This window comes from Micromonospora sp. NPDC049529 (genome assembly GCF_055586685.1).
Window position 1 is genome coordinate 152,004 of the sequence record NZ_JBVJHT010000005.1, and the last position, 18,884, is coordinate 170,887.

The following is an 18,884-nucleotide window of genomic DNA, read 5'->3' on the forward strand; positions in this document are numbered from 1 at the left end:
TCGGGAGCCTGCACGATCCGGCAATGGTCCGCCGCACCCATGGCGCATCCGGCCGCCCGGATCGGACACTGTTCACGTCACGGCGTGCCGGCCCGGCCCGGGAAGCGGACGTCGATGGCCGGCGGGGCGGTGGCGGAGGCGCGATGACGGCGGCACGGATCGATCCGTCGACGGCTACCCGCCCGCGGCGCCGGCCGGAACTCGACGCGATCCGCGCCCTGGTCGTGGTCGGACTGGTCTTCTTCCACGCCGCGCTGGTCTTCGACAGCCGGGACGACTTCTACGTCAAGAACGCCGAGACCACCGACGTCACCATGATCTTCGCCAGTCTCGGCGTGGTCTGGGCGATGCCGATGCTCTTCCTCGTCGCCGGCCTCGGCTCGTGGCACTCGCTGCGCCGCCGGGGCCCGGCCGGCTTCGCCCTCGAACGGGTACGCCGGCTCGGGGTGCCGCTGCTCTTCGCCACCGCCACCCTCGTCCCGCTGCCACAGTGGTTGCGCCTGCGCGCCGATCCCGACTACCACGAGTCCTACCTGCGGTTCCTGCCCCGGTTCTTCGACGTACGTTTCGCTCCGCGCGACTTCCCCTTCGTACTCCGGGGGGAACACTTCGAGACCGGCCACCTCTGGTTCGTGGTGCTGCTGCTGGCGTTCTCGCTGCTGCTCGCGCCGGTGGCCCGATGGCTGCCCGCCGACCGGGCGCACCGGATCCGCGACCGGGCGGCCGGGGCGGTGCGGCACCGGGGCGTGGTGCTGCTGCCCGCCGTCACGGTCGGCCTGGTCAGCGCGGCACTCGGGCTGGAGGAGGGCTTCGCCGCCTGGCACCGCTGGGCGTACCTGCTGTTCTTCCTGTTCGGGTTCGTGCTCGCCGCCGACGAGCGGTTCCGGGTGGCGATGCGGCGCGACGCCGTACCGGCGGCCGTGGTCGGCCTGCTGCTGTTCGCCGTCGGGCTGCCCGGCTTCCTCGTCGCGGGGGAGAGCGGCGACCCGTTCACCGACCACACCCCGCTCGCGATCACCGCCCGCGCCCTCTACGGGGCCACCGGCTGGTGCTGGGTCGTCGCCATCCTCGGGCTGCTCGACCGCCGCCGCCCCGCACCGACCACCACAGTGGACGGGACGCGGAGCCGGGGCCGGCGGGCGTACGGCTACCTCGCCGCCGCCGTACTGCCGCTGTACGTCCTGCACCAGCCGATCGTCGTCGCGGTCGCGTACGGTGTGGTCCGCTGGCGGGCACCGATCGCGGTCGAGTACGCCGTCATCGTCGCCGCCTCGCTCGTGCTCACCGTGCTCGCGTACGAGCTGCTGGTCCGGCGTACCAGGGTGACCCGGTTCCTGTTTGGTATGCGGGGGTAGCCGCGGCGCAGATCCGCAGCGTCACGATCTTGAATGAGTGCGTTGCCGGAGGCTACATTCATCGAAGTGATCACCGTGCTCGATGTGATCGCGCCTGCCGTCCGTACCTACGTCGCCGGGCCCCATCCCGGCAGCACCGGAGGTCTCCCATGGACACCAGCGCCGACTCCTCCCCGTCGCCGGAACGCTCGTCGTCCGGCTCGGCCCTGTCCCGGCGCCGCGCCCTGGCCATCGGCCTCGGCGGTGCCGCCAGCCTCGCGATCGCCTCGCCCGCCTGGGCCGTGACCGACCAGCGGCCGGGTGCACACCGCCCACCCACCCTCGACCCGGCCGACCGCCTGGTCGCGGGGCGGGTCTCGGCCCGCCGGGGAATCGACCACCTGCGCGTCCTCTCCGAACGGATCGGCCCCCGCATCGGCGGCACCCCCTCGGAACGCGCCGCCGCCGACTATCTGGCCGACGTGCTGGACGACCTCGGGTACCGGACCACGCTCCAGCCGTTCCCGGTCGCGGACAAGTTCCTGGCCCAGCTCAGCTCCCGCCCGGGGCTGCCCGACGACCTGAACTGGCAGGTCGGCGCGTCACCGCACGCCGCCCTGAACACGCGGGTCAGCGGCCGGGTGGTCGACGTGGCGGCCGGCGCCCCGGCCAACTATCCCGAGGACGTCACCGGCAAGGTGGTACTCGTCGACTACGTCGCCGCACAGCGCGAGGCGCTCGTCGCGACCGCCGTGGCGCGGGGTGCGGCGGCCGTGGTCTTCCTCCCGGCCGACCTGGTGGAGCCGCGCCGGGCCTCGGCCTTCGCACCGACCCTGCCCGGATCGGCCGCCAACCCGGTGCCGATCCCGGTGGTCGGGGTCGCCCAGGCGCAGAAACACCGGCTCCGGGAGCGTCTCGCCGGCCGCCCGTTCACCCTGACCGTCGCCACCGCCGCACACCGGGGACTCACCTCGCACAACGTGCTCGCCGAGCGGGCACCGCGACGGCACGACGGCACCGGACCGGTGGTGATGGTGAGCGCCCACTACGACACGGTGATCGGCGCACCGGGTGCCAACGACGACGGCTCGGGGACCGTACTCTGCCTCGAACTGGCTCGGGTGCTGCGGTCGTTGCCGACCGACGCGACCCTCCGGTTCGGGCTCTGGGGTTCGGAGGAGCAGGGCCTGATCGGCTCCCGGTACTACGTGGCTCAGCTGCCCCAGGCCGAACGGGACCGGATCGTCGCGGTCTACCAGAACGACATGGTGGCGACGAGCTGGGATCCGGCAACCCGCTACTGGCTGCTCTCCTTCGACGGGCTGGCGAACCGGGCCACCACCGAGGTGGCCGCCGCCGCCACCCGGCTCGGCTACGAGCCGCGCATCTCCCCGGTCACCCTGCGCGGCTCCAGTGACCACCAGTCGTTCCAGGAGGTCGGCATCGCCAGCGCCAACTTCTCCTGGCGGGGTGAGGAGTCCCCGGCACTGCTCGAACCGCCGTACCACAGCCCCGAGGACACGATCGCCAAGAACGTCAGCGCCGCACGTCTCCAGGTCTCCATGGAACTGATCGGCTGCGCCACGTACGCCACCGCCCGCAACCCGTAGCCGCCGCTTTTCCCATGATCATTGGTTGCTCAGGCACGTGACACGCCGATCAAAGCGTGCCTGAGTGCCAACTGATCGTGAAGCCCATAGCAGTTTGCGGTGCGAGTTGGTGGGTTTCCACAGGTGGCGCCGTTGTCCACAGTTGGCTGGGTGGTGGTTGCCACGAGGTCGACCGGAGGCCAGCCTCCAGGACGTGGACGAGGCTCTTCGGCTCTTGGTCGAGCGTGGTGGCGGGCTGGTGACGTGGGGCCTGGCCCGCCAGGTGGTGTCGAGGCGGGCACTGGGCTGGGCGGTCCGGTCGGGCCGGCTGCGCCGGGTGCTACCCGAGGTCTACGCGGACGCGCGACTCGTCGCCGACGGTTCGGCGGGCGCCGACGCCAACCTGCTCGGCTGCCTCGATCCGGTACGGCGTCGCCGGGCGGCGCTGATGTACGCCGACGGGCGCGGCGCGTTGAGTCACGCCACCGCGCTCGACGTGTGTGTGGCGCCAGCAGCCCGTTGACGAGCCGCTGCATCTGAGCGTTCCGCGGCGGGACGCGACGCGGAGCAGGGCCATGCTGGTGGTTCACCGCCGGATCGGTTTCGAGGTCGGGCCGCCGCAGGTGGTGGTCCGCCAGGATCTGCCGGTGGTTCGGATCGAGCGGGCGCTGGTCGAGGCGTGGCCGACCCTGCCGCCGGTCGAGCGGCCCGAGTCGCTGATCCAGGCGGTCAACCGCAGACTGACCACACCTGAACGGGTCGGCCTGGCTCTGCGGGACCTGCCCAGGTTGTCGGGTCGGGCGGAGCTGCGGGTGTTGCTCGATCGGCTCGCCGACGGGTGCCGCAGCGCGTTGGAGATCTGGGGGTACGACCAGGTCTTCACCGGTCCGGGCATGCCACCCTTCCGACGGCAGGTACGCATCCGGGTGGCCGACCGCACGATGTACCTGGACGTGTACGCCGAACGGCAACGGGTCGCCTTCGAACTCGACGGAGCGGCCTCGCACGGCGACCCCCGTCAGCGGGAGATCGATCTGCGGCGGGACGCCCTGCTCGCCACGCTCGGCATCCTCGTCGTCCGGTTCACTCACCGCCGCCTGGTGCACGAGACGGCCGACGTACGGCGCGAGATCCTCGCCATCCTGGCCCGGCGCTCTCGGCGCCACTGAGGTCAGCCGTGCTGCCGGCCGGGGAGAGGTGCTCCGCGGAGGAACGCCTCGTACGGCTCACGGACGTCTTCGTCGACCTGTGGGCGGATGTTGCTGTAGCGGACGTCGGCCCGGTCGCGATGCGGCCCCGACAACCAGTACTCCTCGTCCGTCTCGACGTCGTAGAAATTGGCGTCGGTCATGCCCTGCCCACGGCGCAGGGTCTTCCCGTGCCAGTACGCCGTCTGCCAGCTCTTGGAGAAGCGCACCCGGCTGATCCACGCCGGGCCGCGATCGGTGCCGTGTCCGGTCTTCAACTGCACGAACATCACCCGCTCCGACATTCGGCCAGTGTGGCAGGCGCTCATCCGCACCGGCACCGATATTTCCCGGCCCCGACCGGACCGAACCAGACCCACTCGTGGCGCTGGGAAAAGGGTTCCGTCGGAATCGGGGGCAGACGACGGCGCGCCTTCCGGTGGTGGTGCCAGCGGAAGGCGCGCCAGTGTCGCGTTCGAACCGGTTACTCGGCGGTCAGCTCGTTCATCCGGCGGTCAGCTCGTCGCGGTGGGCGGTCAGGAACTGCTCCAGCGTCTGGACCGACGGGTTGACCGAGCGGGTGAACCCGAGGTCACGCCGGCCCAGGAAGGCCTCCGGGAACTCGGCGTAGTACTGGAACATGTTGCCGTACTCGACCGCGGCGGGGAAGCCGAGGGCGCGGTACGCGTCGTGCGACAGCGGCCGGTACACGACCTCCTCGCCGAGGACCCGGCTGTACGTCTCGGCGATCTCGGCACCGGTCAGGAACTCACCGGCGATGCCGACCGTACGGTTGACCAGGTCGCCCCCGCCCTTGAGGATCCCGAGTACGGACTTGCCGATGTCCTCGGCGGTGATCCCGGCGATGCGGCTGTCCAGCATCGGCAGTCCGAGCACGAGTCGGCCGCTCTCGTCCCGCTGCGGCCCGACGCCGGCCAGCAGGTTGTCCCAGTAGAACGTGGTACGCAGGTAGGTGGTCGGCACCCCGGCGGTGGCGAAGAAGTTGTCCGCCTCCGCCTTGGCGTCGAAGTGCGGCACCTTGAACCGGCCGTCGAGGGTGGGCATCCGGTCGTCGGTCAGCGGAACGGACTCGCGGGTGTCCTCCAGGGTCGACCAGACCACGTGCTTAAGGCCGGCGAACTTCGCCGCGTGGGCGAGGTTGCGCGCCTCGGTCAGCTCCTGTTCGGCCGACATGTGCGCCCAGAAGAAGGTGACGGCGAAGGCGCCGTACGCCCCGTCGAACGCCTTCTCCAGGCTCGGCCGGTCGTAGAGGTCGGCCTCGACCACCTCGGCACCGAGTTCGGCCAGCTCGCGGGCCTTTTCCGAGTCCACGTTCCGGGTGATCGACCGGACCGCGAACTCACCGTCGGCGAGGATCGCCCGTGCCGCCGCGCCGCCCTGTGCGCCGGTCGCGCCGACCACGGCGATTACCTTCTTCTCGGTCATTTCCGGGTCCCCATTCAATCGATGCTTGGCGATTTTCTGTTACAGCCGGCACAACGCGGGGACCGGTGCTCTTCGTCCCGTTCGGAGGGTGGCGTGCGTCATACCCCCCATGGGTATCGGGCGGTGGTGGCGGAGGTCGTACGGGAGCGCCGGAGACGTGCCGTACTTGGATCTATCCATGGCCGGTTCCGGCGCCTATCGTCTGATCATCCGCTCGGGTGATCACCGGGCGGAGCCGGGTGTGAAGACGGCGCCGATCTCCATCGGGCCGGCGCCCGAGTCCCAAGGAGACAGAGTTGACAATCCCCCTGTTGTCCGCGACCCGGGGCCGGGCCGCGCCCCGGCTCACCGCGTTGGTGGTGGCCACCCTGGCCGCCGCCCTGCTACCGGTGCTGACCAGCGCCACCCCCGCCAACGCCACCCCCGTCGGTGCCACCCCCGACGACGTCGCCGCGGCCCAACCCCGGACCCCGTGGGCGAAGCTCGGCGGAAACCTCGCCGCCGCCCGGTCCGCCAGATCGGTCGACATCTCGGCGAAGCGACTCGCCGGATTCACCCTCGACCGGGCGCTGCTGGAGTCCGAACTGGACCGGGCGCCAGAGGAGCGGGCCGCGAGGACCGCCCGGGTGGCGCCGCTGGTGGTCTCGTTGCCCACCCCGGAGGGTGCCCTCCAGCGGTTCGAACTGGTCGACTCGCCGGTGATGGAAGCCGGGCTCGCGGCCAAGCACCCCGAGATCAAGACGTACGCCGGTCGTGGCCTGGACGACCCGACCGCGACCGTACGGGCGGATCTCACGCCGTTGGGCTTCCACGCCTCGGTCCGCTCCGAGCGGGGTGTCTGGTTCGTCGACCCGTACTACCACCTTGACCAGAGCGTGTACGCCAGCTACTACGGCCACGACCTGGTCAACCCGGACGAGGCAGCGGCCGAGTTGGAGGACGTCGAGTCGGCGGCGGTGACCGAGGAGGTCGAGCCGGCCGTGGCCGGGCCGACGGTGACCCTGCGGACCTACCGGCTCGCGCTGGTGACCGACCCGTCGTACGCGACCTTCTTCGGCGCGGAGAACGTCACCGCGGCGAAGGTGACCCTGGTCAACCGGGTCACCCAGGTCTACGAGGACGAGACCGCGATCCGGCTGGTGCTGGTCAACGAGACCGACCGGACGAACCTCAACACCGCCGCGCTGGCCACCGAGCCCAACGGCCCGTGCGGTGCGGCCGCCTGCTTCACTCCGGCCCAGATCGCCTCCTGCGGCAGCGGGACGCTGAGCCGTAACCAGATCGTGCTCGGTCAGCTGATCGGCGCCGGCAACTACGACGTCGGCCACATCGGCCTCGGGGTCAACGGTGGCGGCGTGGCCGGTCTCGGTGTGGTCGGCGGCGCCACCAAGGCGCGCGGCTGCACCGGGCTGCCGACCCCGGTCGGTGACTTCTACGCCGTCGACTACGTCGCGCACGAGATCGGTCACCAGTTCGCCGGCAACCACACCTTCAACGGCACCCAGTACAACTGCTCCGGCGGCAACCGCAGCGCCGCGAACTCGTACGAGCCGGGCAGCGGGTCGTCGATCATGGCGTACGCCGGCATCTGCCAGCAGGACAACCTCCAGCCGCACAGCGACCCGTACTGGTCGCAGCGGAGCTACACCGAGATCACCACGTTCGTCGGCTCCACTCGTCCGGCGATCAACGAGGTGCAGACCGCCGCCCTGCGCGGCTTCGACACCGACGGCGAATCGTTCACGATCGGCTACGCGGGCCGAGAGTCGGCGCCGATCGTCCGGGGTGCCAACTACACCACCGCAGGCATCAAGGCCGCGATCGAGGCGATCCCGGACTGGCCGGCCGGTGCGACGGTCACCGTGGCGGCGTTCGGCGGCACCGGCAACCTGGACGACACCGGATTCCAGGTCACCTTCACCGCCGGCCCGCTCACCGCCGTCAACGTCGAGGCGCTCACCATCACCGCGGCCACCGGCGCGTCCGGCTCGGTCGGGGAGACGGTCAAGGGCGGTGCGGTGGACAACGGCGGCTGGCTGGTCGAGCAGACCACCAACCGGGCGCCCGTGGTCACCGTGCCGACCTCGTACACCATTCCGGCCCGTACGCCGTTCGCCCTCACCGGTAGCGCGACCGACGCGGACGGCGACACCGTCACGTACCTGTGGGAGCAGAACGACCGGGGCGGCATCAGCGGTGGCAGCACCACCGGGACCGCGCTGGTCAGCAACACCAGGACCAACGGCCCGCTGTTCCGCCAGTTCGGCACCGCCGCCGTGGTCAGCCCGACCGACACCCTGGAGTACTACTCGCCGGGGCTGAACGCGGTGAACACGAACCCGACCCGGGTCTTCCCGGACCTGGCGCAGATCGCGGCGAACAACACCAACGCCCGCACCGGCGCCTGCCCGGCGGCACCGCCCGCGCCACCGACCGGCGGGGCGACCAACGTGCCGGCCGGCATCGTCGACTGCTTCTCGGAGTTCCTGCCGACCGCCGACTGGGTCGGCTTCGACAACAGCCGCACCATGCACTTCAGGCTCACCGCGCGCGACGGGCACCCGGGAGCCGGCGGGGTCGGCAGCGCCGACACCGCCCTGGTCGTCGCCCCGACCGCCGGACCGTTCCTGGTCACCTCGCCGGCCGGCGGGGGCACCGTCGTCGGCGGTACGACGCAGACGGTCAGCTGGGACGTGGCCGGCACCGACGCCGCGCCGATCGGCGTGACCGAGGTGAAGATCTCGCTCTCCACCGACGACGGGGCGACCTTCCCGTACGTGCTGGCCGAGCGGGTGGCCAACGACGGCAGCGAGACGGTGGCCGTACCGAACGTCGCCACCACGACCGCGCGGATCAGGGTCGAGGCGGTCGGCAACGTCTTCTTCGACCTGAACGACGACAGGTTCACCATCACGGCCCGACCGCAGGTGTCCGACGACGCACCGGCCGGCGGCGCGACCGTGCAGTACAGCGACGATCTGTCGGCGCAGGTGCAGGTCCGGGCCACCGACCCGGACAGCGACGGCGGGGCGTTGTCGGCGACCGCCGCCGGACTGCCCGGCGGGCTGAGCCTGACGGCCGGCGTCACGTCCGCTCCCGACGCCCGGCCCGGTACCCGGCAGTGGGCGGTGACCGGGAGCACCACCGCCGCGCCGGGCGACTACCCGGTCACCGTCACGGTGACCGACGAGACCGGCGGCATCGGCAGCACCACCTTCACCATCCGGGTGGTCCGGGAGAACGCCGAGGTCACGTACACCGGCGACAGCCTGGCGTACGGGCGGGGCGGTGGCGGGACCACCGCGTCGCTGCGGGCGACCATCCGCGACGGTGCGGTGGCGGGTGACCCGGCCGACTCCCGGCCGGGTGACATCCGTACCGCGACGGTGACGTTCGCGGCCGGTGGCCGGACGCTCTGCACCGGTGTGGTCGGACTGCTCGTTCCGGCCGACACCACCGTGGCCTCGGCGAGCTGCGAGGCGGTCCTGCCGGTCGGCAACCACCAGGTCACGGTCTCCCTCGGCGGCAACTACACCGGTACGGCGACCGCCCGGGTCGAGGTTGCCCGGCCGGCGACCCGTGCGGTGGTCGGGGCGGGCACGCTCACCCCGACCCGCTCGGCCGGCGCGTACCCGGTCGACCGGGGCTCGCGGGCCGACTTCGCGCTGCTCGTGGCCCAGGCCGGGACCGGTGCGGGAGCCAGCGGGCTGGCCACGGTCACGTTCCAGTCCGGTGGTCGGCGCTACGAGATCCGTAGCACCGACATCAGGTCGTTCGGTGCGCGTACCGGCTCCGGCGCGGACGTGCTGGAGTGGCGGAGCCGGGCCGGGCTGTTCGACGTCACCGACCCGCGGCGTGCCGTTGCCGTCGGCACCGGACTCACCCTCCGGCTGACCGCGACCGACCGGGGGCTGTTCGGTTCGAACGACGGTCTGGGCGTCACCCTCACCGACGGTGAGCGGCTGCTGCTCTCCACGGACTGGACCGGAGTACGGACCGGGGAGGTCAACGTCTCCGGCGGGACGATCCTGATCCTGTAACCGGGCCCCTCCCGTACGCGAGTGGAAGGGTGGCCGACCCCGGTCGGCCACCCTTCCGGGCGGCCCGGTCGGTCGGGGCGCGCTCAGGTGGATGGTAGGTAACGTCCTTGCAACGTTCCGCTGGCCTCCCGGCATCCGGCCGGGTTTCTCATGCTGGCTGGATACATTCCCGCGATGTTTGATCCATCCGTCTCGACATCCGTTGCCCGGCCGGAGCCGGGTGATCGCAGCCGATCGTCGCTGACCGGCGCCGGCCGATCGTGAGGCTGACCGTCCCCGCCGGCCGGCTGCTGCGGCTGCTACTGGTGATCGTGGTGGGGCTGCACGCGCTGAGCCTCACGGTCAACGTCCTGCACCGGGGTCTGGGGCAGGCACCGTTCGCCCACTTCGACTGGGTGTACGCCTTCCTCGACGTCGACCAGGAGCACAATCTGCCGACCTGGTTCTCCTCCACCCTGTTGCTGCTCAGCGCGCTGGTGCTGGCCGACATCGGGAGCAGCGCCGGCCGGGTCGGCGACCGGTTCGCCCGGCACTGGAAGGTGTTGGCGCTGGTCTTCGTCTTCCTGGCGGTGGACGAGGCGACCGGGATCCACGAGGCGGCCAACGTGCTGCGGGACGCGTTCGACCTCACCGGTGTGCTCTACCTGTCCTGGATCCTGGTCGCGGTGCCGATGGTGGTCGTCTTCGCGCTCGCGTACCTGCGGTTCCTCGGCCATCTGCCGAAGCCGGTGCGACTGCTCATCCTCGGCGGTGGTGCGCTCTACGTGGGCGGCGCGGTCGGCATGGAGGTGGTCGGCAGCGTGCTCTGGGACGACGGCCCCGGCTACGACTCGATGGCGTACGCGCTGAGTACGGCGGTGGAGGAGTTGCTGGAGATGCTGGGCAGCGTCAGCTTCGTGTACGGCGTCGCCAGCTACCTCCAGCGGTACCCACCGTCCGGCGACGACCTCCGGTCGCGGGCGACGGCAGTGCCGGGAACTGGCAGGATCTTGGCTGACAGTGGCATCCGTGCCACTGGTCGGGAGTTCTTCGGGCACCCATGATCATTTGCATGACCAGTTCGATTTCAGGGACGTCGAACGTCCTGCGTACCCCGCCCGGATCGTCGGCCGAGGCGGTCGCCCACTTCGCCGCCCGGCTCGCCTTCGAGACCGACGTCAGCGACGTCCACGCCGACCTGGAGGCACACGTGCCCGGGTTGGTGGTGGTCGACTCCCGCGACGACACCGCCTGGCGGCAGGGACACCTGCCCGGCGCCGTGCATCTGCCCCGCGCCGAGATCGCGCGGCGGGCGGCCGAGGTCGTGCCGGCCGGTGCCGCCGTGGTCACCTACTGCTGGGGGCCGGGCTGCAACGGCGCGACCCGGGCGGCGCTGGAGTTCGCCCGGCTCGGTCATCCGGTCAAGGAAATGCTCGGCGGTTACGAATACTGGGTCCGCGAGGGCTTCCCCGTGCAGACCGAGTCCGGGTTGGTACGCCGTCCGGCCGACGACCTGACCGCCCCGGTGCTCGGCGCCACCTGCGGGTGCTGACCATGCGGGGTCACGTGCCGTCACGGCAGGGTGTCGTGCACCCGTGGGATCGCCTCGGCCACGCCGGGCGGAAACCCGTCGAACGGTGTCGCGGTCACCGTCCGCTTCGCGCCCCGACCGGTACGCGCCCAGGTGCCCAGCACCCGGCCGCCGCCGACTACCGTGGGGCGGAACATCCCGTTGTTGCCCGGCACGATGTGGTTGGCGAACTCGGCTGCCAGCACCGCACCGCGATCCTGGTAGCCGAGGATGAACTCGTCGAAACCCGGCAGTAGGAACACCCCTGCGGCCCGGCCCCGGTCGGCGGCGAGCCGCTCCGGTGTGCCCGGATCCATCAGGTACTCCACCCCGTCGACCTCGATCCGGGCCAGTGCCGGTCGGGCGAGCGCGAGCCCGGCCCGCACGTCGGCCGCGACCAGGTTCGTCCACCTGGTGAAGTCCTTGACCGTGGCCGGGCCGTGGCCGCGGAAGTAACGCAGCGCCAGCTCGCCGAGCGCCTCCTCGCGCTCCGGTCGGCGCGGCCGTGGAATCCACTCGTCCATCAGCACGATCAGTTGCTCGCTGTCCCGCACCGGTCCGAAGCAGAGGGTCCCGGTCTGTGCCAGATACCAGATCAGGTGGTAGCCGCGTTGGGCGTCGGTCGATAGGCCGGCGGCGTCCCAGATCCCGAGCAGTTCGTCGCGTCCCAGGCGCCGGCCGCCGGTCAGCGCGCCCACGGCCAGTTCCCGTGCCTGTTCGAGGGTGGCCGCGTCCAGGCCGAGCCGGGCCTGGCGCCCGAGCGCGCCGGCCACCAGCCGGGGCGTGGTGAGCCCCAGGATCCAGGGCAGGTCCTCGGCCGCGACGAGGTGCAGGGTGCCGCGCATCGGCCAGGACCTGACGATCTCACCACGGTCGAGCGCGGCCTCGACCGCCTGCCGGGTGCCGCCGACCGTACGCAGGGCGACCGAGGTGAGGGCGCCGGGGAAGTCCTGCGCCTGGACGGCGGTCAGCCAGCGCACCGCCTCGGCCGCGCTCGACAGCCCCGGACCGGCGAGGTGCTGCGCCGCCAGCCGGAGCGGGCCGATCTCGGACAGCGCCGTCATGACCGCGTGGGACCGGCGGCGGGCCAGGGGGTCGGTGACGGAGGGTCGGGCCGGTTCATTCCCCGAGGATGCCAGACCGGTCCGACATTCCCGCCCGGTGTACCGCGCAGACGGCGAGGCGGTGCCGGCACGCGGCTCGTGCGGTGACCGGCCGAGGGGTGCCGTACGGCTCGGCGGATCAGCCAATCGGCCACAGGAATGCGCTTTCTTGCGGATGTTCGAAGCCCGCCCCGATCAACGGATACCTGTCGGATCGAGCTGTCCCGATCGGTGGCGGCCGCCCGCGAACACTGTCGACAATGGAGCGGAGATGCGTCATGGCGGTACGCGAGGACGCGGCCCAACCGGCACCGCCGACCCCGGACCGATCCGCCACCACGACCGCTGCGGAGGCGCCCGCCCCGTCGGTTCCGGGGGCGAGCACGGAGTGGACGCGGCCCGCCTTCGTGGGTGCCGGCGAGCCGGCCGCGCCACTGACCTGGGGGCAGCGTGCGCTCTGGATGGCCATCGAGCGGCACGGACCGGACTACGTGATGATCAGCATGCGCCCCCTACTACGACCCCATCCACCTGCGGGAGGCGTTCCGGGCGGCCGGCCACCCGTACGCCGTGGGGGTGAACCCGCACCTCTACCTGAACGACATCCGGCTCTCCACCGACGTCGACCTGTTCGGCCGGGACACCGACGAAACCCGGGTACGGGCAGCGCTGGCCGACTCGTCGTTCGCCCTGACACACGGGCTGGACACCTTCACCTGGCGTACCCGGATCGAGATCGTCGATCGACCCGGCGCCGTGGGCCTGGCCCTCACCGCGGACACCGCCCACCTGCCCACGGAGCAGAACGAGCGTTTCCTGCGCGACCTCGAACGGCTCCTGGTCGAGGCGGCGTTCGGGGACGGTGCCGTGGCCGCGCCCGTCGGGCTCAGCCGCCGCCGGGGTGCTCCGGGCGCATGCCGGTCTCCTCTTCGAGCGGATTGTCGGCCAGCGAACCCGTAGAACTCTCGTCCGGAAACGAATGGCGTCCCGGCGTGTCGGGGGTCAGGCCGGGTCCGGCCTCGTGGAACGGGGTCGGCTCGACCGTACCGAGGCCGTCGCCACCGGCCGCCGCGGGCTCTCCGGCCCGACGTTCGCCCCGCCGCCCCTCGACGACCGCCGTCGGTTCGCTGCCCTCGTCGAGCGGCGAGTCCTCCTCGACGCCCCAGGGTGCGTCCTGGTCGAGGCCGCGGGTCGTACCCCAGGGGCCGACCGACTCCGGCCCGCCCTCGCCAGCGTTCACCGCCTCGCCGTTCGTCGTGGACTGCTTCTTCGCGGCCATGGACTCACCTCGCTGACGGCCCCGTGGTGGGCACCCGTGAGTGCCCACTCCCGGACCGCTCATGCGGACGACCCCGCGCCAGCCTCGACTTTTGCCGTCCCCAAGGACGGGTAGCGGCCCGGCGCCCACCGCCGGGTGCCGCGAAAACCGGTACGGGCCCGGCGGCGTCCCATGGCACCGGATGGGCGGTTTCTCCACGGCAGCGGGCCGGGCCGGGTGACGATGGCTCGCGGCGGGATTGGTCGGCCGCCCGAGCGGGGGATACGACGTGGCGGGTCAGACGATGGGGGAGCCGGGAGCGGTACAGCCCGGCGGGCGGCTGCGCCGCTGGCTCCTGCACGGTCTGCCACCGGGTCGGGCCAGCGGTCCGTACACCAGCGAGAGCGTCGAGCACCAGCGGCCGTGGTGGCGGGTGATGTGCCTGACCGGCCTGGACTACTTCTCCACCCTCGGGTACCAGCCGGGCATCGCCGCCCTGGCCGCCGGGGTGATCTCGCCGATCGCCACCCTGGTGCTGGTGGCGCTGACCCTGTTCGGCGCGTTGCCGGTGTACCGGCGGGTCGCCCGGGAGAGCCCGCACGGCCAGGGGTCGATCGCCATGCTGGAACGGCTCCTGCCGCGCTGGAACGGCAAGCTGCTGGTACTGGCCCTGCTCGGGTTCGCCGCCACCGACTTCATCATCACGATCACGCTCTCCGCGGCCGACGCCAGCGCGCACATCATGGAGAACCCGTACCTGCCGGAGTCGCTGGGCGGGCTACAGGTCGAGGTGACCCTGGTGCTGGTCGCGCTGCTCGGGGCGGTCTTCCTGAAGGGCTTCAAGGAGGCCATCGGCATCGCCGTGGTGCTGGTCGTCGTCTACCTGCTGTTGAACCTGGTCGTGATCACGGTGTCGTTCGGGCACCTGGTGAGCCATCCCGGGCTGGTCTCCGACTGGCGCCGGCTGCTGTTCGACGAGCACCCCGACGTGCTCGGCATCGTGGTCGTCGCCCTGCTGGTCTTCCCCCGGCTGGCTCTCGGTCTGTCCGGGTTCGAGACCGGCGTGGCCGTCATGCCGCTGATCAGGGGACACGAGAGCGACAACCCCCGTCGGCCCCGGGCCCGGATCCGGGGAGCCCACCGGCTGCTCACCAGCGCCGCGATCATCATGAGCGTCTTCCTCATCACCAGCAGCTTCGTCACCACCGTGCTCATCCCGCACCATGAGTTCGAGGCCGGTGGGGAGGCGAACGGGCGGGCGCTGGCCTTCCTCGCCCACCGGTACGTCGGCAACGGCTTCGGCACCGTCTACGACATCAGCACCGTGCTGATCCTCTGGTTCGCGGGCGCGTCGGCCATGGCCGGTCTGCTCAACCTCGTACCCCGTTACCTGCCGCGCTACGGCATGGCGCCGGACTGGGCCCGCGCCGTACGCCCGTTGGTGCTGGTCTTCACCCTGATCGCGTTCCTGATCACGGTGGTGTTCAAGGCCGACGTCACCGCCCAGGGCGGCGCGTACGCCACCGGCGTGCTGGTGCTGATCACCTCGGCCGCGCTCGCCGTCACCCTCTCCTCGCGTCGACGGCGCCGGCGCGGGGCGACCGCCGCCTTCGCGCTGATCACGCTGGTGCTGGGTTACACCACCGTCGCCAACGTGATCGAACGCCCCGACGGTGTCCGGATCGCCTCGCTGTTCATCGCCGCGATCATCGCCACCTCCATCCTGTCCCGGGTGTTCCGGGCCACCGAACTGCGGGTCAGCGGCGTGCACCTGGATCCGGAGGCGCAGCGGTTCCTCGCCGCCGTGGTGGAGCGCGGGGAGATCCACCTCATCGCGAACGAGCCGAACGAACGCGACGAGATCGAGTACCGGGAGAAGGAGGCCGAGCAGCGCCACGACAACCACATCCCGGCCGGCGAGCCGGTCCTCTTCCTTGAGGTGACGGTCCGTGACCCGTCCGAGTTCGAATCGGAACTGATCGTCACCGGTGAGGAACGGTTCGGCTACCGGATCCTCCGGCTCGAAGGCGCCAGCATCGCCAACGCCATCGCCGGCCTTCTGCTGCACGTCCGGGACACGACCGGGAAGCTGCCGCACATCTACTTCGCCTGGACCGAGGGCAACCCGCTGCGGTACCTGCTGCGTTACCTCTTCTTCGGCGACGGTGAGGTGGCCCCGCTCACCCGTGAGGTGCTCCGCCAGGCGGAACCGGACCGACGTCGCCGTCCCCTGGTCCACGTTGGATGACCCGTCGGTGGGCAACCTCCTGCGGCCGTCGGCGTGGCGTAATGATCGAGGGATCGGGGCAGGAAGCATCCTGTCCGGAGCCGATCGCCCGCCGGGGCGGCCCGGTTGACGGTCATCGGAACTCGGGAGGACGCGTGGACTCGTCGGTTGTTGTCGCGCTGGTGGTCGTCGCCGCCGCCGTGACGCTCGTGGTCGCGATCGTGCTCGTGGTCAGGCTGCTCAGGATGAGGTCGCTGATCCGGAGCAGCCGGATGCCGGTGTCCGGCAGGTTCGCCTTCTGGGCGGCGGTGGTCTACGGCATCTCGCCGGTGGACGTTCTGCCCGATCCGGTCTACCTGGACGACATCGGGATCCTGCTCGGCGCGATCACCTACCTCGGGCACCTGGCCAGGAAGCACGGGATCATCGGTGGCCGGTCGGCCGAGGCGCGGATCGACCAGCCGGCGGCCAGGCAGGTCGGGACGAAACCCTAGGCGTGGTCGTCGCCGGGCGGGTTGGGCTCGGCCGCGACCTCGAACGGGGTACGCAGGCGGGTCATCGCGGCCAGGCTCACGTCGACGGCCGGCCGCTGGTCGGTCGAGGGGTCGCCCTCCGGCAGGTCGCCGAACGGGCTCGGGTCGTGAACGGTCACATCGGTCAACATCTGCTCCAATGCTTGCGCGCCGGTGCGCGGGTCACCCGCAGGCAGGTGCGAGTCGGGTGCGGAGGTGGACGAGCGGGGGTGGATCCGGTCAGCGGCCGGGGACCGCGACGCATCGCGGTCGATGGCCGGAGACCGCAACGCATCGTGCCGTCAGCGTACCCGTAGCCTGCGACACGACTTTGGCGTACGGTCGGCGGCCGTCGCCCGGCGGCGGGTAGACTGGTCTACGCAGCGCCCCGGTCCCGACCGCTACCTGCGCTGATCTCGACCACCACGCGCCGCGACCGATCGGTCAGCGCCGTGCAGGGCGATTCCTTCCACGTTCGGAGACATTCCATGGCGGCACGCCGCCCCAGCAAGACACCCGATTCCTCGCCCCGTTCCTTCGCCGAACTCGGCGTGCCGGGCACCCTCGTGACCGCGCTGGACCGGGCGGGCATCACCAGCCCGTTCCCGATCCAGACCGCGACCCTGCCGGACGCGCTGGCCGGGCGGGACGTGCTCGGTCGGGGCAGGACCGGGTCCGGCAAGACGTACGCGTTCGCCATCCCGCTGCTCGCCCGGCTCCTCGCCGCCCGCCCGTCGCGGCGACCGGGCCGACCCCGGTCGCTGATCCTGGCGCCGACGCGGGAGTTGGCCACCCAGATCGAGGCGACGATCGCCCCGCTGGCCGCCGCCCTGTCGCTGCGCACCCTGACCGTTTTCGGCGGGGTCGGCGCGCGGCCGCAGGTGACCGCCCTGCGCGCCGGGGTCGACATCCTGATCGCCTGTCCCGGTCGGCTCGCCGACCACGTGTCGACCGGTGAGGCCGTGCTCGACGCGGTCGAGATCACCGTGCTCGACGAGGCCGACCACATGGCCGACCTCGGCTTCCTGCCGGTGGTGAAGCGGCTGCTCGACCGTACGCCGGCCGCCTCCCAGCGGCTGCTCTTCTCGGCGACCCTGGACGCCGGGATCGACGTGCTGGTCCGGCGGTACCTGAGCAACCCGGTCACGCACAGCGTCGACTCGGCCCAGTCTCCGGTCGCCGCGATGACCCACCACGTGCTCCGGGTACGCCACGACGACCGGCTGCCGGTGCTGATCGACCTGGCCGCCGCTCCCGGCCGTACCCTCGTGTTCACCCGTACCAAGCGGGGGGCGAAGAAGCTGACCAGCCAGTTGGTCGCCTCGGGCGTGTCGGCGGTGGAGTTGCACGGCAACCTGGCGCAGAACGTGCGTACCCGCAATCTGGCGGCGTTCTCCACCGGCGACGCCCGTACGCTGGTCGCCACCGACATCGCCGCGCGCGGCATCCACGTCGACGACGTGGCGCTGGTGATCCACGCCGATCCGCCGGCCGAGCACAAGGCGTACCTGCACCGGTCCGGGCGGACCGCGCGGGCCGGAGCCAGCGGCACCGTGGTCACGCTGATGACCGAGGACCAGGTTGCCGACGTGCGGGACCTCACCCGGCAGGCCGGGATCAACCCGACGATCACCCCGTTGCGACCCGGTGACGCCCTGCTGGCCGAACTCGCTCCGGGCGAGCGGCTGTTCACCGCCCCGCCGGTGCCGCGTCCGGCGTCGTCGGCGGGGTCGACCGGTGTCGGTTCCGCCGGGTCCGGTTCGGCCCGCGGTGCTTCCACCCGCGGCGGTTCGGCGAGTGGTGGTTCGGCGGGCGGCGGTGCCGGACGCGGTGGTTCGGCGCGTCGCGGTACGAAACGGGACGCATCGCCACATAACGGCGCAGAGAAGCGTCAGGCGTCCCGAGATGCTGCTGATCATGGTGGTTCGGGGCGTCCGGCCCGGGTGGCGGCCGCTCCGGCGGGCGCGGGTGGCGCGGCCGCGTTCTCGGCCGGCAGCCGGGTGGGTAGCCGCGGCCGGCGCTGATCGCGCGCGTCAACGCACGACCGGCGCCGGCCGGGGTAGCAGGGGAAGAGGGCATGACCAGCGGTGAGGGCCGCTGGCCGTGGTCGGCACGGGGGATAGTGCCGACCAGGGTCGGATGGCGCGTTGTGGTGCTCGCCCACCCCGCGCCGGCCGGCTGCCGGGCCTCAGGCCCGCGGCGGCCCGTCGTAGTCCGGTGCGACGTAGACCGGGAGGCGTTCGCCACCTCCACGGGCGTACCGGCGGGTGTAGGTGACGTGCCCGCGTGGCTGCGGTAGCCGGGAGGCTGCCGTGGCCGGGTCAGCGGAGTCGCCATCAACCGCCGTTACCGGAACTTTCAGGTACATCGGCAGCGAGCGCGCCGCAGCCACAGATCGAGCGGGAGTCACCTCGTGGCGTTGGTCGTGCCACGGACCGCCAAGGAATAGGACCTTCATCCGCTTATCGTCCCCTGTCCGGGGCTCCAGCGCCTCATCCGTCGGTCCTTGAATCCGTGGGACGCCCGAAAATCGTCCGATCAGGCGGAAAATACCCCGCCACCGCCGGACGATGGGGCCTCCATCATCGCGGCGGTGGCGGATATTCGAGTGGCCGATCGGGCTCCGCTCGGTAGCCCGT

At 71.7% G+C, this 18,884-nt stretch carries 16 protein-coding genes; 11 read left to right on the forward strand and 5 right to left on the reverse strand.

Annotated features, from left to right (window positions below; genetic code table 11):
• Positions 1–143 precede the first annotated feature (143 nt).
• The 4 genes from ACZ6QQ_RS10285 (at position 144) to ACZ6QQ_RS10300 (ending at position 4,092) form a co-directional block, all read left to right on the forward strand.
• Positions 144–1,355: an acyltransferase family protein gene (locus tag ACZ6QQ_RS10285; RefSeq protein ID WP_465875644.1), complete on the forward strand. Its 1,212-nt coding sequence runs from the start codon at positions 144–146 to the stop codon at positions 1,353–1,355.
• Positions 1,356–1,504: 149 nt separating this feature from the next.
• Positions 1,505–2,944 carry a M28 family peptidase gene (locus ACZ6QQ_RS10290; protein WP_465875645.1) on the forward strand — a complete coding sequence of 480 codons (1,440 nt, stop codon included), beginning with the start codon at positions 1,505–1,507 and terminating at the stop codon, positions 2,942–2,944.
• 193 nt (positions 2,945–3,137) lie between these two features.
• Complete coding sequence (locus ACZ6QQ_RS10295; protein ID WP_465875646.1) at positions 3,138–3,446, forward strand: type IV toxin-antitoxin system AbiEi family antitoxin domain-containing protein; 309 nt, start codon at positions 3,138–3,140, stop codon at positions 3,444–3,446.
• A 52-nt stretch (positions 3,447–3,498) separates the two neighbouring features.
• A complete protein-coding gene (locus ACZ6QQ_RS10300; protein WP_465875647.1) occupies positions 3,499–4,092 on the forward strand; it encodes an endonuclease domain-containing protein in 594 nt (197 codons plus the stop codon).
• A 2-nt stretch (positions 4,093–4,094) separates the two neighbouring features.
• Here the strand turns inward: ACZ6QQ_RS10300 and ACZ6QQ_RS10305 are convergent, their stop codons facing one another.
• Together ACZ6QQ_RS10305 and ACZ6QQ_RS10310 are read right to left on the reverse strand one after the other, a co-directional pair.
• A complete protein-coding gene (locus tag ACZ6QQ_RS10305; RefSeq protein WP_465875648.1) occupies positions 4,095–4,415 on the reverse strand; it encodes a hypothetical protein in 321 nt (106 codons plus the stop codon).
• 199 nt (positions 4,416–4,614) lie between these two features.
• Complete coding sequence (locus ACZ6QQ_RS10310; protein ID WP_465875649.1) at positions 4,615–5,556, reverse strand: NmrA/HSCARG family protein; 942 nt, start codon at positions 5,554–5,556, stop codon at positions 4,615–4,617.
• Between the two features lie 296 nt (positions 5,557–5,852).
• Here ACZ6QQ_RS10310 and ACZ6QQ_RS10315 point away from each other — a divergent pair, with 296 nt between their 5' ends.
• From ACZ6QQ_RS10315 to ACZ6QQ_RS10325, 3 genes are all read left to right on the forward strand, one after another.
• The gene (locus ACZ6QQ_RS10315) at positions 5,853–9,596 is read left to right on the forward strand and encodes a reprolysin-like metallopeptidase (RefSeq protein WP_465875650.1); all 3,744 of its coding nucleotides are present in this window, start codon (positions 5,853–5,855) and stop codon (positions 9,594–9,596) included.
• A gap of 260 nt (positions 9,597–9,856) precedes the next feature.
• A complete protein-coding gene (locus ACZ6QQ_RS10320) occupies positions 9,857–10,639 on the forward strand; it encodes a hypothetical protein (protein WP_465875651.1) in 783 nt (260 codons plus the stop codon).
• An 8-nt stretch (positions 10,640–10,647) separates the two neighbouring features.
• Entirely contained in the window at positions 10,648–11,127 is a 480-nt protein-coding gene (locus ACZ6QQ_RS10325; RefSeq protein ID WP_465875652.1) for a rhodanese-like domain-containing protein, read from the forward strand.
• A gap of 20 nt (positions 11,128–11,147) precedes the next feature.
• Here the strand turns inward: ACZ6QQ_RS10325 and ACZ6QQ_RS10330 are convergent, their stop codons facing one another.
• On the reverse strand, positions 11,148–12,209 hold the full coding sequence (locus ACZ6QQ_RS10330; RefSeq protein WP_465875653.1) for a winged helix DNA-binding domain-containing protein: 1,062 nt from the start codon (positions 12,207–12,209) through the stop codon (positions 11,148–11,150).
• Between the two features lie 615 nt (positions 12,210–12,824).
• On the opposite strand from ACZ6QQ_RS10330, the gene ACZ6QQ_RS10335 reads away from it, so the two are divergent.
• Entirely contained in the window at positions 12,825–13,208 is a 384-nt protein-coding gene (locus ACZ6QQ_RS10335; RefSeq protein ID WP_465875654.1) for a hypothetical protein, read from the forward strand.
• On the opposite strand, the gene ACZ6QQ_RS10340 is transcribed toward ACZ6QQ_RS10335, so the two are convergent.
• Positions 13,135–13,527, reverse strand: coding sequence for a hypothetical protein (locus tag ACZ6QQ_RS10340; protein WP_465875655.1), 393 nt, complete (start codon positions 13,525–13,527; stop codon positions 13,135–13,137). The genes ACZ6QQ_RS10335 and ACZ6QQ_RS10340 overlap by 74 nt on opposite strands.
• 268 nt (positions 13,528–13,795) lie before the next feature.
• On the opposite strand from ACZ6QQ_RS10340, the gene ACZ6QQ_RS10345 reads away from it, so the two are divergent.
• Both ACZ6QQ_RS10345 and ACZ6QQ_RS10350 read left to right on the forward strand, forming a co-directional pair.
• Positions 13,796–15,754, forward strand: a complete 1,959-nt coding sequence (locus tag ACZ6QQ_RS10345; RefSeq protein WP_465875656.1) for an APC family permease — start codon at positions 13,796–13,798, stop codon at positions 15,752–15,754.
• 134 nt (positions 15,755–15,888) lie between these two features.
• Complete coding sequence (locus ACZ6QQ_RS10350; RefSeq protein WP_465875657.1) at positions 15,889–16,227, forward strand: YkvA family protein; 339 nt, start codon at positions 15,889–15,891, stop codon at positions 16,225–16,227.
• Here ACZ6QQ_RS10350 and ACZ6QQ_RS10355 read toward each other — a convergent pair.
• Positions 16,224–16,397 (reverse strand): hypothetical protein, encoded by a 174-nt coding sequence (locus ACZ6QQ_RS10355; RefSeq protein ID WP_465875658.1) that lies wholly within the window; start codon positions 16,395–16,397, stop codon positions 16,224–16,226. The genes ACZ6QQ_RS10350 and ACZ6QQ_RS10355 overlap by 4 nt on opposite strands.
• A gap of 336 nt (positions 16,398–16,733) precedes the next feature.
• On the opposite strand from ACZ6QQ_RS10355, the gene ACZ6QQ_RS10360 reads away from it, so the two are divergent.
• The gene (locus ACZ6QQ_RS10360; RefSeq protein ID WP_465875659.1) at positions 16,734–18,269 is read left to right on the forward strand and encodes a DEAD/DEAH box helicase; all 1,536 of its coding nucleotides are present in this window, start codon (positions 16,734–16,736) and stop codon (positions 18,267–18,269) included.
• Positions 18,270–18,884: the final 615 nt, after the last annotated feature.